Consider the following 15,147-nt stretch of genomic DNA (forward strand, 5'->3'; position numbering starts at 1 on the left):
GCCGCTGCCACATCCATCGCTTTTGACAGGTCCGTTCGCCCCAGTCCCATGACTCGTTCGCGCAAGTCCAAGATCAAATCCCAACGCGATCGATATTACAATCGAACAAGCGATGAATCGACGCCGCGAAATCGTAACGCTCGATGAAATCGCTTCAGATTATTATCATTCTAAAGAAGAAACACTCCAATCTTCCAAAGTAAATCATCGCGACCGGCGCGGACCGAACCTCCACCCGCCCGGCGCCGATGAAGCAACAGCCTTCGACGGGTGCCTCATGTTCAGACCGATCGCGCTTGCCACCAGCTTCCTCGCCCTGCTCGCCTCCTCCGTCGCCGTCGCGCAGGTTTCGCCACAGGCCAATCCGTCCGCAACGATCGAGCTCGACACGATCACCGTGACCGCGGCCCGTGCGGAGCGCAGCCTGGCGGAGACGCCGCAATCGGTTCAGGTGATCGACCGCGGGCAGATCGAGCAGCAACTGCAGTTCAGCCCGAACGCCGCCGCCGCGCTCGGCAAGCTTGTCCCGGGCTATTCGGCGCCGACCCAGACGGTGTCGAGCGCCTCGGAGAACTATCGCGGCCGCGACCTGCTGGTGATGATCGACGGCGTGCCGATGAACACGCCGCTGCGCGACGTGTCGCGCATCCTGGCGTTGATCGATCTCAACACGGTCGAGCGCATCGAGGTCGTGGCGGGCGCCTCGAGCCTCTACGGCGCCGGCGCCACCGGCGGCACCGTGAACTTCATCACCAAGAAGGCGTCCGACGGCAAGCCGATCGTCACGCTCAACACGGCGCTGCGCTCCTTCACCCAGAACATCGGCCGCTCACTGGCGCCAGAGGCCTCGCTGACCGTTTCAGGGAAGGTGCCCAACGGAATCGACTACCTGATCTCCGGGCAGCTGCGCGGCGCCGGGCGCACCTATGATGGCGCCGGGCGCGAACTGCCCTCGGACGGGCTGCTCGGCCAGGGCGGAGGCGATCGCTACAAGGCGGGCAATCTTCTCGCCAAACTGGGATACGACTTCGATGCGAGCAAGCGCATCGAACTCAACGGCACGCTGATCGCCTTCGACCAGGATCCGAAATACCTGACGAACTACGCCGCGCCCTTCGCGCGGCCGGACCGGACGGCCCTCTATACGGGCCAGAGCGTGCTGGAGGACACCAAGTCAGTCTCCCTGCGCTATACCGATTCCGACTTCGCCCTCGGCAAGCTGAACGTGCTCGGCTACTACAACGACATCAAGAAGCGTTTCAATTTCTCGACTTTCTCCTACCCCTACAACAGCCAGGTCTACTACTCCTTCAACCCGCTCTCGCCGACGAGCCCGGACAACCAGACGACGCTCTATTCGCAGCGCGGCGGCGTCAACGTCACCATCGACACCGCGCTCGACCGGCTGCTGCCCGGTGCGAAGCTGACCTGGGGCGGCGACCTCATCAAGGAGAAGACCTGGCAGACGCTGACCAGTGGGCAGGACGTGTTCACGCCGCTGGAGCAGACGACCGCGGCAGGCTTCGGCCAGCTCCAGATCCCGATCGGCGAGCACTTCGTGCTGCGCGGCGGCCTGCGCTACGAGCACTTCTCGCTGTCGGTCTCCGACTATGTCCGCCCGGCGGCCTATGCCGCCGTCGCGGCCAACAATGCGCAGGGCTTCCAGAGCTTCGTGCTGCCCGCGCTCAACGTCACCGGCGGCAATTTCGACTATTCGGCGCTGACCGCGAACATCGGTGCGACCGTGAAGCTCTCCGAGACGAGCGAGATCTTCGGCGGCTTCTCGCAGGGCTTCGCCCTGCCCGATGTCGGGGCGTTCACCCGCCGCGCCGGCATCTCCACCGCCTTCGCCTGCCCGGTCGCCACGCCGAACTGCCTGCCGGCGAACCGCCGCACGATCAGCTATGCATCGATCGCGCCCGAGGCGCAGATCGTCAACAACTACGAACTCGGCGTGCGCGGCAGCGTCGGCAACTTCAAGGGCTCGCTCTCGGCCTATGTCAGCACCTCGGAGGACGGCGTCACCTTTGACCCCGTCACCAACACGCTGTCGCAGCAGAAGGAGCGGATCTGGGGTGCCGAATTCATCGGCGACTACGCCTTCACCGAGCAGTTCAGCATGGGCACGATGCTGTCCTATCGTGAAGGGCGCTACGACACCGATGGCGACGGGAACCTCGACTCCAACTTGCCGAACAACCGGATCGGTTCGCCCTGGCGCGGTACTCTGCACGGCACCTATCGCTTCGTGAACGGCGTCAGCCTGCGGGTCGAGGGCGAAGGTTTCTCCGATCGTGACGTCGCGATCGACCAGCGCGGCACCCGCTACAAGCTCAAGGGCGGCGCCACGATGAACCTGGCGCTGACGGCGCCGGTCCTCGCCGGCGAAGCCTATGTCTCTGTCAACAACCTGTTCGACCGCAACTACCAGAACCCGACGGCGACCTCGGTGAGAAACCTCGCCAACTATGCCTGGGGCCGTACGGTCACCGTCGGCTTCAAGAAGACCTTCTGAACGCCATGGTCAGCCTCGACATCGGCGGCGACGGCATCGTCACGCTACGCTTCCTGCCGCCCTATCTCGAAGCCGACGAGCGCGCCTATCTCAACGCGCTGATCGAGGTCGGCCAGCAGGAGGCGCCCTTCGCGCTGATGACCGTGTTCGGCGGAGGCCGGGCGCTCTCCACCGCCGGCGAGCGCGAGCAGGCGCTCTGGTTCAAGGCGACGCGGGCCCATGTCGGGCGGCTGTGCCGCGCCTGCGCCATCGTGCGGCCTGATGCGAGCGAAAAGACGGCGGAGGTCTTCCGCAAGCTCTGGCCCTTCCCGATCATCGCGGCTCGCGAGGAAGCGGTGGGCCGCGCCTTCCTGCTCCACCATCTGCGGGCGGCATCATGAGCACGACCTTGGGCACGGCTGCTGCCGGTTCCGACACGGGCACGGCCCGCATCGGGCGGAACCGCCTCTTTGCCGTGCTGGGCGGGCTCTATCTGGCGCAGGCGATCCCGTCCTATCTCTTCGTCGCCGCCCTGCCCCCGATCATGCGCGAGGTCGGCGTCTCGCGCACCGCCATCGGCTATATGAGCATCTTGCTGCTGCCGCTGGTGATCAAGTTCATCTGGGCGCCCTGGATCGACCGGATCCGCCCCTTCGCGCGGGCGCATCGGGCCGGCTGGGTGTTCCTGACCCAGATCGGCGTAACGGCGTCGATCCTGGCGCTGATCGCTGCGGGGCCGACCCAGGTCGGCTGGATCATCGCCATCGGCTTCATCGCGTCGCTGCTGATCTCGACGCAGGATATCGCGACCGACGGCTATGCGGCGAAGTACCTGCCCGAGGCCGACCGCCCGATCGGCAACGCCATTCAGGGCGGCTCGATCGCCTTCGGCGTCGTGATCGGCGGCACGCTTGGGCTCGTGCTCTACCATCATATCGGCTGGACCGGCATGCTGGTCGTGATCGCCGCCGTCTCGCTGCTGCCGCTGATCGCCGCCGCGATGATGCGCGAGAGCGACCCGGTTCCCGATGCCAGTGCCGCACGCCCCTCGATCCGTGCCTTCCTGCGCCGCCCCGAGGCCCGGCAGATCCTGTGGATCGCTCTGATCTACCGGGCGAGCGAGGGCCTCGTGAAGGCGATGGAGGGCGCCTATCTCGTCGATGCCGGCGTGCCGCTGACACAGATCGGCTATCTCTCCGGCATCTCCGCGACCACGGCCGGGCTCGGCGGCTCGATCCTGGCCGCGTGGATGGTCAAGACGCGCGGCGTCGCCTTCGTCCTGGCGCTGCTGGGCGGCCTGCGGACGCTGTGCTTCCTGCTCTTCGCCGGCCATGCTCTCGGCGTCGTCACCGGTGCCTGGCCGCTGTTCGGCGCCGCCGGCTTCCAGACCCTGATCCGCTACATGGAGATCGTCGCGCTCTATTCGCTGTTCATGGCCGTGACGACCTCGGAACAGCCGGGGACGGACTTCACCATCCTCGCCTGCGCACAATTACTGGTCTATCTCGGGGGCTCGATGATCGCCGGCAAACTCGCCGATGCGCTCGGCTATGGCTGGCTGTTCTCGATCGCGACCGCGATCTCGGCCGTGGCCGTCATCGCCACGATCAGCATGATCGCCTCGTTCAAGCGACCCTAGCGGCGAGCAGCGGCCTCGCGGACCGAACGCGCTGCCGAGGCCTCGCCCCCCTTGCGCTCGCTCTCGGCCGCCCCCCGGTGGCGACGGGAGCTGTTACCCGATGAAGGCGAGCTCCAAAGCCGGGAACGCACAGGACAATGACATGAGGCCCATCGCAAAATCCCGCATTGCCGAAGCAGCGGCAATCAGCTATCCAGCCTGCACGGTTAGCGCCCGTAGCTCAGCTGGATAGAGCGTTGCCCTCCGAAGGCAAAGGTCACACGTTCGAATCGTGTCGGGCGCGCCATTCTAGAAGCCCTTGAGATGACTCGGGCTTCAGCTTTGGAAGAACTCCTCGGAGACCATCGGGAGCCTTGGCTGTCACGGCTGTCACAGGATTCTTCTGGCTACGATCCGCAAGAGGGGTTCCAGTTGGCAAGCACAGGTCAGGCGCGAAGGCTTGCTTCCTGTGTCCAAGAGCTTTCCCACGAAGGCTTCTGCTTCTGCATGGTCCAGAGCCCTCGAGGTTCAAATCGACACTGCGGACCCATCTCCGGCTGTCCGTGATCTCCGCACGATGAAGCTCGCTGCAGTCGTTGGGGCCGAGCATCGCCCGAGGCACTCGTTTGCCGCATGCAATCCCGTGCCCAGCGGTCCATCGAGTGCTATGATACCCCGCTTTCTCTCGCGCGATCCACGAGCATCAGGGAGGGCCTTCCTATGTTCCGTCTCGGACTTGCCATCGCCGCTATCGCCCCTCTCGCTGCGTGCGCCTCAAGCAACACGCTGGTCATGTACCGCGCTGACGGCAGGAGCATCGCCAGCAGTCCAGCGCTCGCTCAGCAAGCGCGGCAGGATATGGCGGTATGCAGGGGAGAGTTTAGCAAGGCGCAGCTTACAGCACCGGTCATCTACGCCACCCAACTCATGACGGATGTTTATGTCGGGTGCTTGGCCCGGAGAGGCTACGTCCTCACGACAAGGCAGTGATCGGGCAGCTTGCGGACCGGTATGCGTCGCATTGATTTTGATGCCACTGAAACCAATTGACGGGTTACTGGCATCCCGTTCGGCGGTTCTCCCGCGGAGAAGCCGACCGGAAGATCGCCGGCGAACAGCCGGTCCGCGCTGAGCAGTCTGGAATCCGCAAGCCTTGGCGGAGTTGAGATTTCTCCCGCTAATCTCTCTGGCCTCAACAGGAGCAACCATTTCGCCGAAAGGCTTTGAAGGCACACTTTGACCGGAAATCATCCCGCAAAGACCAAGATGACCACCAACCCCCAGGTGGAAGCGGGGATGAGGTTTGAGATGTTGCGGCTTGGCGATCGCACGGGTCCGGCGGTCAATGCGTCTTTCCGTGCGGTTGGTCCGTCGATCGGTGCGCCGAACGTACCGGCCAGTGCGACCATCCAGACCCATGCATTTGAAGACCTCGCCGGCGATCGCAGACCAAGGCGAGGAGCGATCAGCATCGTTCCTGCGCGTTGTTTATGGGCCTCAAGACGGCGCGTGGAAGGTCGATCAGGCGCGGGCAGGACTTTGCCCAATTGCGCTCGCTCTCGAATTTGTGGCGCCAGGGCGGGCGTTCTCTAGAGCCAATCCAACGGGCGGACCGCTCATTCTGCCGGCGTACAGTGCCCGTATCGCAACTGGGCGAATAGGCCGGACTTTCTAAGGTCGCGGAAAGTTTGACTTTACGCGTTCGTGGTTTGGTGAGGCGTCGCTGCATAGGCGATCGGTTGCCGGTTGACTGGCCTTGTCTATGCCCAACGGCATCTCGTGAGGGCTCGCGTCATGGTCGCCAGTCTGATCGTTATTGGATTCCTGGCCGGGTACCTGACAGGCTTTTCAGTTGGCGAGCGACGTTGGAAGAGATCTGCATTCGAAGCGCTGGATCTCGTTGCAATCGTGCTTGCCAGGTTGCGCGGTGATCCGTCTCGGCGCCGCGAATAGCTAGCAGGCAAATTGCGTTGAACGTCGAGGGGATGCCCGAGATTGCTGGCGAGCCGGGTCGCCATGCTGCATTGAGCGCAACGTTTCGCCCAGCCGAATGGCAATTGCCGATAATGGAACGCATCGGACGAGTTGGGTTAGCCCTTTGTCACGATCGGCGCTGCGGCCGGCGGAGGAGCCTTACCTTTGCCCTTTCCAACGGTGGTGCAGCCACCGATCGCCATTAGGGCGGCAAACAGAACAGCAACGGATGCAATCTTCATCGCGGACCTCGATTGAGTTTCTGGCTGTATAAGTCGATCAAATTTTGATCGAGATGTAATTCAGTGCTCCGGACGCACGAACCAACTCGCCGCAAGAAGCGTCCGGCGGCAGGCGTTCCATTGTACCCGTTTCAAAACTTGTAGTTCACGCCGACCCGAAGCAATCCGGCACCGCCGCCGCCGCTGGTTGTCGCCGTATAAACGCCAGCCGGAAGAACGCCGCCCGCCGGATTCACGAAGGTCTCCGTTTTTCGCCCCTCGCCGGTATCGACGTAGAGCCCTTCGACCTTGAAGGTCCAGTTGTTGGTGAACGCGTATTCGACGCCGCCCCCGATGGTCCAGCCGGCGTTGCTCGTGGAGTTTCCCGTGATCGGATTGGTGTTGAGCCCACCATAGGCGAGACCGCCTGTGATGTAGATCAAGGTCCGGTCGAAGGCGTAACCTAGGCGAGCGCGAACGGTGCCGAAATAGGCGCCATCACCACCGCCACGGCCTCCCCACCAGGTATAAGGGCCCCAGGCGACATCGCCACCCGTGTCGACGTACTGGATGTCAGTCTCGAGGCCGTAGACGATCGCGCCAGACTGCCAGTTATAACCGATCTGGGCACCGCCGACGAACCGACCGTCGCCGTTGCCGCCGCCCAATGAGCCGGACGACGCAGCCGTCGGGCCGGTGACGATGACGCCTCCTGAGTCACCCCATCCGACGCCGGCATTGAGGCCGACATATAATCCGGCCCAGGTGAACGCCGGAGCGTAGATGATCGGTGCGACCGGTGGCGCACGGCTCGGCAGATCAGCCGCAAAGGCCGAGGTTGCAAGGCAGGCCGCTATTGCAGTGGATACAAGGCGTAGACGCATGTGATCCTCCCCCATGCACAAGCAGGACGCTATTGGTTGCACATGAAACCATTATCAGGAAGTGAATAGCGACCATTTCGCCGAAGAGCCGAGCCGAAATCCGTGCCAGGCGACATTTTCACTACGTTGGAAACATTCCAAATTCGAACAGGCGATGGCGCTGACAACTCAAAGGCCGCATCGACGACGACTGAGGTCTCGATCAGCGCCTGACGAGTTCAGGCGCAAAAGCCACTCACCGTCTGGCGTTGGCTCTTCGAGCCCTTTCTTCCGCTGCTTGCAGCTTGCGGAAGGCCTCGGCGTTGTCGCGGCCGGCCCGGAGCGCTTCGTCCATCCGGCCGTCGCGCTTCATCTGGTAGTCTTCGAGTTGGACATCCGTGGTGCAGCCCGCGGTGCGATTGCAGGCGAAAGCCACGTTCTGGCCGCTCGAGATAACGACCAGCGCGGATACCGCAGCCGCTCCGGCAAGCATCCAACTGATCATGGCCTGCACTCTCCGCCCGACGCGGCAAACCGCATGAGCGATGCCGATCGTTCGAATGCGTGATCCATCTGCCCGGCAAGTGCGGGTCTTTCGGTGTTTGATTTTAGCCGAATGCGCGTCGCAAGAACCTGTCCCCAGGGACAATACGTTGCCGGTCCGGCTTGTGTCGAACTCCCTTGGAGCGAAGCTGTTGGGCGCAGGAGTTCAAGAGCGTCCTGGTCGGGCTGGTGCCCGCCGACGATGGCGATGGAGCAGCGACCTCCGCCGTGCAATTCAGCGTCAGCCTGGCGCATCGCTTCGCGGCAAGTCTGACCCGTGATCGCGCGGTTCCAGCATGACGGTCCGCTCGCTCCGACCGAGCACGACGCGAGAAATCACCAACATCGTTCTCGCGACCATGGCGTCACGGATGACGCAGAAGGAGATGAGACAGATGGGCCTTGGCATTGCTGAGGTCGCTGGCGAGCTTCGGGACTGATCGGGTTCAGCGGCTGCGCGGGAGGAGCGGATTCGCGGTTCAGGGCGCCCAGCGTGTCTCAATACAGCGAGGCCCCCTGCGACAAGCACTCTGGCTCATGTAGTCATTCTTGGGCCAGGGCTTTGCCCTCGGCACCGCCCTGCTCGATCTGCGAAACGTGATTGAGAGCGATGACCCACCTGTTGTCGCGCTTGCGCATCAGGCGGGTGTTGACGCCGGTCTGGTTGCCGGCAGCGCGCACCAGCCGGTAGTCGCTGATCAGCTGTGCGGCGTCCGGCGCCAGCATCTCGATCCGGATGTTCGAGAAGGCGAGTTCGCCCTGCGAACCGAGGGCGCCGCCATAATCGGCAATGTAGTGTTCGAGTGTCCCCTGCCAGTCCTTCTGGATGCGACCGCGGGAAACGAAGATCACATCGGGATTGGCGAATCCGGCCATGTAGCCGCGGAAATCGCCGCGGTTCCAGGCCGCCTGCATGGCGGAGATCACCGCGCGGATCGCGTCTTTCTCGATCGTGTCGGACATGTCGAAACTACCTTTCAAAGCGAATTCTTGGCCACGGCCTCGTCGTCCTGTCTCTGCCGCCTGACCAAGACTTCCTGCGCGGCCGAAACGAGGTGGCGGCGGAGCGCGTTTTCCGCCGCCTTGGCGTCTTGATCCAGGATCGCATCGACGATCTGCTGATGCTCGAGGCAGGATCGCCCGACGCGCCCCCTGTCCTTGAGCTGGAATCTGCGGAAGGATGCGAGCTTCAGCCGCAGGGTCTGGGCGGCGGCGATCAGGTCGCTGTTGTGGCTGCCCTGGAAGAGCAGGCTATGAAACTGCGTGTTGAGCTCGTGGTAGCCATCGAGATCGCCTTCGTCGGCGAGCGCATTCATCCGACGGTGCAAGCCTTCAAGTTCGGCCCGCTCCCTCATCGTCATCCGATGTGAGGCGAGCCGACCGCAGGTCGCTTCGAGCTCGGCCATGGCCTCGAACATTTCGTCGATGCGCTCGGGGGAGATCGGCGTCACGACGACGCCCTTGTAGGGCTCGCGCTCGGCCAGTCCACGCCCGCACAGGATATGCAGCGCCTCCCGGACCGGCGTGCGCGACACGCCGAACTGCAAGGCGATCGACGCTTCATCGAGCCGCGCACCGGCCGGAATCGTACCGTTGATGACAGCCTCTTCCAGATGCTCGGCGATGCTGTCACCACGACTTTTCCTGGCGGCGGCCAACGTGTCCGGCATCACCTGTCCCTCTCTCGCCACGTTCGCTCCTCGCACGGCCGCCCTCCCCTTATCCGCTGCTTCGGCCATTTGCGAGGCGTACACAAACCTGTTGCAATTTGGGCAACTGATATACAAGACATGCCGCCCCGCATGCGATGCAGCACAACATCCCGCGAGGCTTGTCTATAATCCCCCGCGGATCTCCGGCCTTGTCGCCCCTTCGGCCAAAGCGGCCACGCACGGCTGGAACAGAGGAACTGCCATGACATTCACGACGCGACCGGAGCTCAGGGGCACATTCGGAGCCGTTTCCTCGACCCACTGGCTTGCTTCGACCGTCGGCATGTCCATGCTGGAAAAGGGCTTCACGGCCTTTGACGCCGCCGTCGCCACCGGTTTCGTGCTGCAGATCGTCGAGCCCCATCTCAATGGCCCCGCCGGCGAAGTGCCGATCATCGTCACCCCGGCCGGCGCCGATGCACCGACGGTCATCTGCGGCCAGGGGCCGTCCCCTGCGAAGGCGACCATCGCCTACTTCAAGGGCCTCGGCCTCGATATCATTCCCGGCACCGGCCTCCTCGCCGCCTGCATTCCCGGCGCCTTCGGCGCCTGGCTGACGCTGCTGCGCGACTACGGCACGGCCGAGTTGGAAGACGTGCTGGCACCCGCGATATACTACGCCAGGACCGGCCATCCGCTGGTGCCGCGCATCGCCAGGACGATCGGGGAGATGCGCCAGCTCTTCGAAACCCACTGGCCGAGCTCCGCCGAACTCTATCTGCCGGGTGGGGTCGCTCCCCAGACCGGCAAGCTGTTCCGCAACCCGCAGATCGCCGCGCTCTACCAGCAGATCCTCGACCACGCGAAATCCGGCAGGAGCCGCGAGGCGCGCATCAATGCGGCGCTCGACTTCTGGTATCGCGGCCCGATCGCCGAGCGAATCGAGGAATTCTGCGCCACGGAGGAGGTCTGGGACGTCTCGGGCCGCCGCCACAGGGGCCTGATCACCGCCCAGGACATGGCCGACTATGAGCCGCTGATCGAAAAGCCGGTCTCAGTGACCTATGGCGACTGCGAGGTCTTCAAATGCGGGCCGTGGTCCCAGGGACCGGTTCTCCTGCAGATGCTGCAGATCCTGAAGGGCACCGATATCGCCGATCTCGATCCGACCAGCGCCGATTTCGTGCATCTCGTCGTCGAGACGGCCAAGCTCGCGATGGCCGACCGCGATTCCTGGTATGGCGACACCTCCGATGTGCCGATGAAGGCGCTGCTGTCGTCGGGCTATGCCGACATCCGGCGGGCCCTGATGACCAGCACGGCCTCCATGGAGGTGCTCCCCGGCGCGCCGGAAGGCCGCAATCCCAATCTGCCGCCGCTGCGCACGGTCGGCACCATCCCGCAGCCGGGCCTCGGCGGCGGCGAACCGACGGTCGCCCGCGAAGCCAGGCTGCCCAATGACCGCCAGGGCGAACCCGCACTGACCAGCGAGGGCGCGCAGCGCGGCGACACCGTGCAGGTGAGTGCCGTCGACCGCTGGGGCAATATGGTATCAGCAACGCCGTCCGGCGGCTGGTTCCAGTCGAGCCCCGTCATCCCCGGCCTCGGCTTCAGCCTGACGACCCGCGCCCAGATGTTCTGGCTCGAAGAAGGCTTGAACTCCAGTCTCATGCCGTCGAAGCGCCCGCGCACGACGCTGACGCCGTCCACGGTCTTCCGGGACGGCCAGCCCTACATGGCCTTCGGCACGCCTGGCGGCGACCAGCAGGATCAATGGCAGCTGATCATGCTGCTGCGGCATCTCCACAAGGGAATGAACCTGCAAGAAGCGATCGACGCCCCGTCCTTCCATACGGACCATCTGACGAGTTCCTTCTGGCCGCGGGAGATCAGCTTCGGCGCGATCACGCTCGAGGACCGCTTCCCCGAGGCGGTCCGCGCCGATCTGGCGGCGAGAGGTCACAAGATCACCATTGGCGACGCATGGTCCGAAGGGCGCCTGTCGGCGGTCGCGCGCGAGATGGACGGCGACGTGCAGCTGGTGAAGGCCGGTGCCAATCCACGTGGCGTCCAGGGTTACGCCGTCGCCCGCTGACCAGACGCAACACGCATTCCAAAACCGGAGGGGAACCTTGATGAGAACAACCTGCCTTGCACTCGCAGCCAGCCTGATGCTGGGTGGCCTGGCCGCGACGACGGCTCCCGCCGCGGCCCAATCCGTCCTCAAGATCGGTCTACAGGACGATCCGGACACGCTGGACCCGGTTTCCAACTGGAGTTTCGTCGGCCGCCACGTGCTTCAGTCGCTGTGCGACAAGATCGTCGACATCGACAGCAGCGGCAAGATCATTCCGATGCTGGCGGCCAGCTGGGAATGGAGCGCCGACAGCACCGCGCTGACCCTGAAGCTGCGCAATGACGCCCTCTTCCACGATGGCAGCAAGGTGGACGCCGCTGCCATCAAGTTCAATCTGGACCGCGCGCTCACCGCGGGCATCTCGCGGCGCAAGGCCGAGATCAGCGCGATCAAGTCGGTCGAAGCCGTCGATCCGACGACCGTCAAGATCAGCCTCAAGGAGCCTTCAGTTCCGCTGCTCGCTGCGCTCAGCGATCGCGCCGGCATGATCATCAGCCCGGCGGCCGGCGAGAAGCTGGGCGACAAGTTCACCGATGCGCCGGTTTGTTCCGGCCCGTACAAGTTTCTGGAGCGCGTCGTCCAGGATCGCATCGTCCTCGAGAAATTCCCGCAGTACTACGATGCGGCGAAGTACCATTTCGACCGTCTCATCTACCGCGGCATGCCGGATTCGAACGTCCGCCTGCTCAACCTGCGCTCCCGCCAGCTCGACCTGATCGAGCGCCTCGCGGCGACCGATGTGGACGCCGTCAAGCGCGACAAGGCGCTGGCCGTCGATCCCGTCGTTGGCCTCGGCTATTACGGCATCACCTTCAGCATCGGTGGCGACGGCGCCAACCTTGACGCCGGCAAGAAGGCGGCGATCCGCGAAGCCTTCAGCCTCGCCATCGACCGCCAGGCCATCAGCAACGTCGTCTTCGACGGCCAGGCCAGCACCGGCAATCAGCCGTTCCCGCCGTCCAGCCCGTTCTACGACAAGAGCTTCCCGGTGCCGGCCCGCGATCTCGTGGCCGCCAAGAAGAAGATGGCGGAGGCCGGCGTGAAGTCGGTCGATCTGGAATTGCTCGTCCCGACCGATGCCGAACGCCAGCAGGTCGCCCAGCTCATCCAGGCCATGGTGCAGGAGATCGGCATCAAGGTTTCGATCAAGCCGACCGAGCTGATGACGCTGCTCGACATCGCCCGCCAGGGCAAGTTCCAGTCCCACCTCGTCGGCTGGAGCGGTCGCGTCGATCCCGACCTGAACATCACTCCGATGCTCACCTGCGGCGCCGCGACCAACGATGCCAAGTACTGCAACGAGGCGCTCGACGCGGTTCTCGCCAAGGCCCGCTCGCTCGGCGATGTCGAAGCGCGCAAGGCCGAGTACGCCAAGGCCGTGGCGATCCTGCTCAAGGATCTGCCGATCGTCTATCTCTACCACTCGCAGTGGATCTTCGCGCACAGCTCCGGACTCACCGGCTTCAAGCCGGCGCCGGACGGCATCATCCGCCTGACCAATGTCAGCCGGAAGAACTAAGCCGGCACCAGGTTGCGATGAAGATCACACCACGATCCGTTCAAGTCATGGGCGCTCGCGCCCATGACCACCATGACCGGGCTCTCGAAGCCATGGCCGCTCAGCCGGTCCTGGGCATGACAAGCGGCTGAACCATGACCTCACTTCTCGCCCGCCGGCTCGCGCAACTCGTCCCGACGGTCATCCTTCTGTCGATGATCATCTTTTCGCTGCAGCACCTCTTGCCCGGCGATCCGGCGCTGGTGCTCGCCGGCGAAAATCCGGACGAGGCGACGCTGGCCGCCATCCGGGCCCAGTATCACCTCGATCAGCCCCTGATCGTGCAATATCTCTATTGGCTGAAGGGCGTGGCGACGGGCGACCTTGGCGAATCCATGCGCCACAACCGGCCCGTCCTCGACCTGATCCTGCTCAAGCTGCCGGTCACGCTGCAACTGGCGGTCATGGGCATTTCGATTGCGCTCGCGGTCGGCATCGTCGCCGGCGTCATCTCGGCCCTGCGCCCGAACAGCGGCGTCGACTATGCCACCAACATCGCGGCGCTCGCCGGGATTTCGGTGCCGAACTTCTGGCTCGGCATCCTGCTCATCCTGTTCTTCTCGGTCTATCTGGGCTGGCTTCCGGCGTCCGGCTTCGTCAGCCCCTGGGAGGATCTGCAGATGAACCTCGCCACCACGATCATGCCCGCCTTCGTGCTCGGCACCGGGATCGCCGGCGTGATCATGCGCCACACGCGCGGCGCGATGCTCCAGGCGCTCGAAAGCGATTACGTTCGCACCGCGCGCGCCAAGGGCCTGAGCGAGTGGATCGTCGTGTTCAAGCATGCGATGCGCAACGCGCTGACGCCGATCATCACGCTCGGAGCCCTGGAATTCGGCGCCCTGCTGTCCGGCGCGGTGCTGACCGAGCAGATCTTCACGATCCCGGGTTTCGGCAAGCTAATCGTCGATGCCGTCTTCACCCGCGACTATCCCGTGGTGCAGGGCGTCGTGCTCGTGACCTCGCTGTTCTACATCATCCTCAACCTCCTGGCCGACATTGGATACATCCTCGTCAACCCAAGACTGAGAAGCTGACCTGTGCTGACGATCTCGGAAACCAGGCCCTCGGCCAATCCCGTCACGAACTTCTTCCGCGGCCGCCTCTGGCGGCGCTTGTCGAAGCGCAAGAGCGCATTGGTCGGTCTCGCCGTCGTGCTGTTCATGGTCTGCGTCGCCGTCCTGGCGCCGCTTCTGGCCCCCTACGACCCTGCGGCGCAAAGCTGGACTGCGGTGCGCAAGGCGCCCTCCGCAGCGCACTGGCTCGGGACGGACGAAGCCGGTCGCGACGTGCTTTCGCGCATCATCTGGGGTGCCAGGGCCTCGCTGATGGCGGGCCTCACCTCGGTCGGCATCGCCATGGCGATCGGCGTGCCGCTCGGGCTCGCCGCGGGCTTTCTCGGCGGGCTCGTCGACAGCCTGATCAGCCGCTTCACCGACGCGATGCTGGCGTGCCCCTTCCTCATCCTGGCGATCGCTCTGGCGGCCTTCCTCGGGCCCAGCCTGACAAATGCGATGCTCGCGATCGGGATCACGGCCACGCCGATCTTCATCCGCCTGACGCGCGGCCAGGTGCTGGCGATCAAGGTGGAGGACTATGTCGAGGCGGCAAGGGCGATCGGAAATCCGCAATGGCGCGTCGCGGTGCGTCACATCCTGCCGAACATCCTGCCGCAGCTCATGGTCCAGGCGACGCTGACGATCGCAGGGGCGATCATCGCTGAAGCGAGCATGTCCTTTCTCGGCCTCGGCCTCCAGCCGCCGGCGCCCTCCTGGGGGGCGATGCTGAACTCGGCCCAGCGCTTCCTGAGCAATGCGCCCTGGATGGCGCTCTGGCCCGGCATTGCCATCTTCGCCACGGTGCTGTCGTTCAACCTGCTCGGCGACGGCCTTCGCGACGCCCTCGACCCCCGCTCGCGCTGATCGGCAAGGTCAGGCGTTCGAGCTCCATCCGCGGGGGATCCTGGAGGCAAGAAAGGGCGCCCTTTCGGGCGCCCTCTTGATTTGGCGTGGATGTCGGGGTGTCCGGCTCAGACGAAGCGGAAGTCGTCCTGGCTGAGGCTGGCGAGCTGGACGCCCTTCAGCGTC

At 64.4% G+C, this 15,147-nt stretch carries 11 protein-coding genes and 1 tRNA gene; 8 read left to right on the forward strand and 4 right to left on the reverse strand.

What is annotated here, in order from left to right:
* Positions 1-277 precede the first annotated feature (277 nt).
* From VGN82_RS02630 to VGN82_RS02645, 4 genes are all read left to right on the forward strand, one after another.
* Positions 278-2,515, forward strand: a complete 2,238-nt coding sequence (locus VGN82_RS02630) for a TonB-dependent receptor (protein ID WP_327525433.1) — start codon at positions 278-280, stop codon at positions 2,513-2,515.
* Positions 2,516-2,520: 5 nt separating this feature from the next.
* Positions 2,521-2,895, forward strand: a complete 375-nt coding sequence (locus tag VGN82_RS02635) for a hypothetical protein (protein WP_327525434.1) — start codon at positions 2,521-2,523, stop codon at positions 2,893-2,895.
* The gene (locus VGN82_RS02640) at positions 2,892-4,133 is read left to right on the forward strand and encodes an MFS transporter (RefSeq protein WP_327525435.1); all 1,242 of its coding nucleotides are present in this window, start codon (positions 2,892-2,894) and stop codon (positions 4,131-4,133) included. The genes VGN82_RS02635 and VGN82_RS02640 overlap by 4 nt, the downstream gene beginning before the upstream one ends.
* Before the next feature lie 209 nt (positions 4,134-4,342).
* A tRNA-Arg gene (locus tag VGN82_RS02645) sits at positions 4,343-4,419 on the forward strand.
* A 2,040-nt stretch (positions 4,420-6,459) separates the two neighbouring features.
* On the opposite strand, the gene VGN82_RS02650 is transcribed toward VGN82_RS02645, so the two are convergent.
* The 4 genes from VGN82_RS02650 to VGN82_RS02670 all read right to left on the reverse strand — a co-directional run bounded on the left by VGN82_RS02650 (position 6,460) and on the right by VGN82_RS02670 (position 9,383).
* On the reverse strand, positions 6,460-7,191 hold the full coding sequence (locus VGN82_RS02650; protein WP_327525436.1) for an outer membrane protein: 732 nt from the start codon (positions 7,189-7,191) through the stop codon (positions 6,460-6,462).
* A 235-nt stretch (positions 7,192-7,426) separates the two neighbouring features.
* Positions 7,427-7,684 carry a hypothetical protein gene (locus tag VGN82_RS02655; protein WP_327525437.1) on the reverse strand — a complete coding sequence of 86 codons (258 nt, stop codon included), beginning with the start codon at positions 7,682-7,684 and terminating at the stop codon, positions 7,427-7,429.
* 572 nt (positions 7,685-8,256) lie between these two features.
* Positions 8,257-8,676, reverse strand: a complete 420-nt coding sequence (locus VGN82_RS02665; RefSeq protein ID WP_327525438.1) for a YybH family protein — start codon at positions 8,674-8,676, stop codon at positions 8,257-8,259.
* A gap of 14 nt (positions 8,677-8,690) precedes the next feature.
* Positions 8,691-9,383 carry a GntR family transcriptional regulator gene (locus tag VGN82_RS02670; protein WP_327525441.1) on the reverse strand — a complete coding sequence of 231 codons (693 nt, stop codon included), beginning with the start codon at positions 9,381-9,383 and terminating at the stop codon, positions 8,691-8,693.
* Positions 9,384-9,627: 244 nt separating this feature from the next.
* Here VGN82_RS02670 and VGN82_RS02675 point away from each other — a divergent pair, with 244 nt between their 5' ends.
* The 4 genes from VGN82_RS02675 (at position 9,628) to VGN82_RS02690 (ending at position 14,982) form a co-directional block, all read left to right on the forward strand.
* Positions 9,628-11,460 (forward strand): gamma-glutamyltransferase family protein, encoded by a 1,833-nt coding sequence (locus VGN82_RS02675; RefSeq protein ID WP_327525439.1) that lies wholly within the window; start codon positions 9,628-9,630, stop codon positions 11,458-11,460.
* Positions 11,461-11,500: 40 nt separating this feature from the next.
* On the forward strand, positions 11,501-13,021 hold the full coding sequence (locus VGN82_RS02680; protein WP_327525442.1) for an ABC transporter substrate-binding protein: 1,521 nt from the start codon (positions 11,501-11,503) through the stop codon (positions 13,019-13,021).
* Positions 13,022-13,155: 134 nt separating this feature from the next.
* Positions 13,156-14,097: an ABC transporter permease gene (locus tag VGN82_RS02685; protein ID WP_327525440.1), complete on the forward strand. Its 942-nt coding sequence runs from the start codon at positions 13,156-13,158 to the stop codon at positions 14,095-14,097.
* 3 nt (positions 14,098-14,100) lie between these two features.
* The gene (locus VGN82_RS02690) at positions 14,101-14,982 is read left to right on the forward strand and encodes an ABC transporter permease (RefSeq protein WP_414644183.1); all 882 of its coding nucleotides are present in this window, start codon (positions 14,101-14,103) and stop codon (positions 14,980-14,982) included.
* Positions 14,983-15,147 lie beyond the last annotated feature (165 nt).

Origin of the sequence: Allobosea sp. (assembly GCF_035999205.1) — a bacterium.
Lineage (GTDB): Bacteria > Pseudomonadota > Alphaproteobacteria > Rhizobiales > Beijerinckiaceae > Allobosea.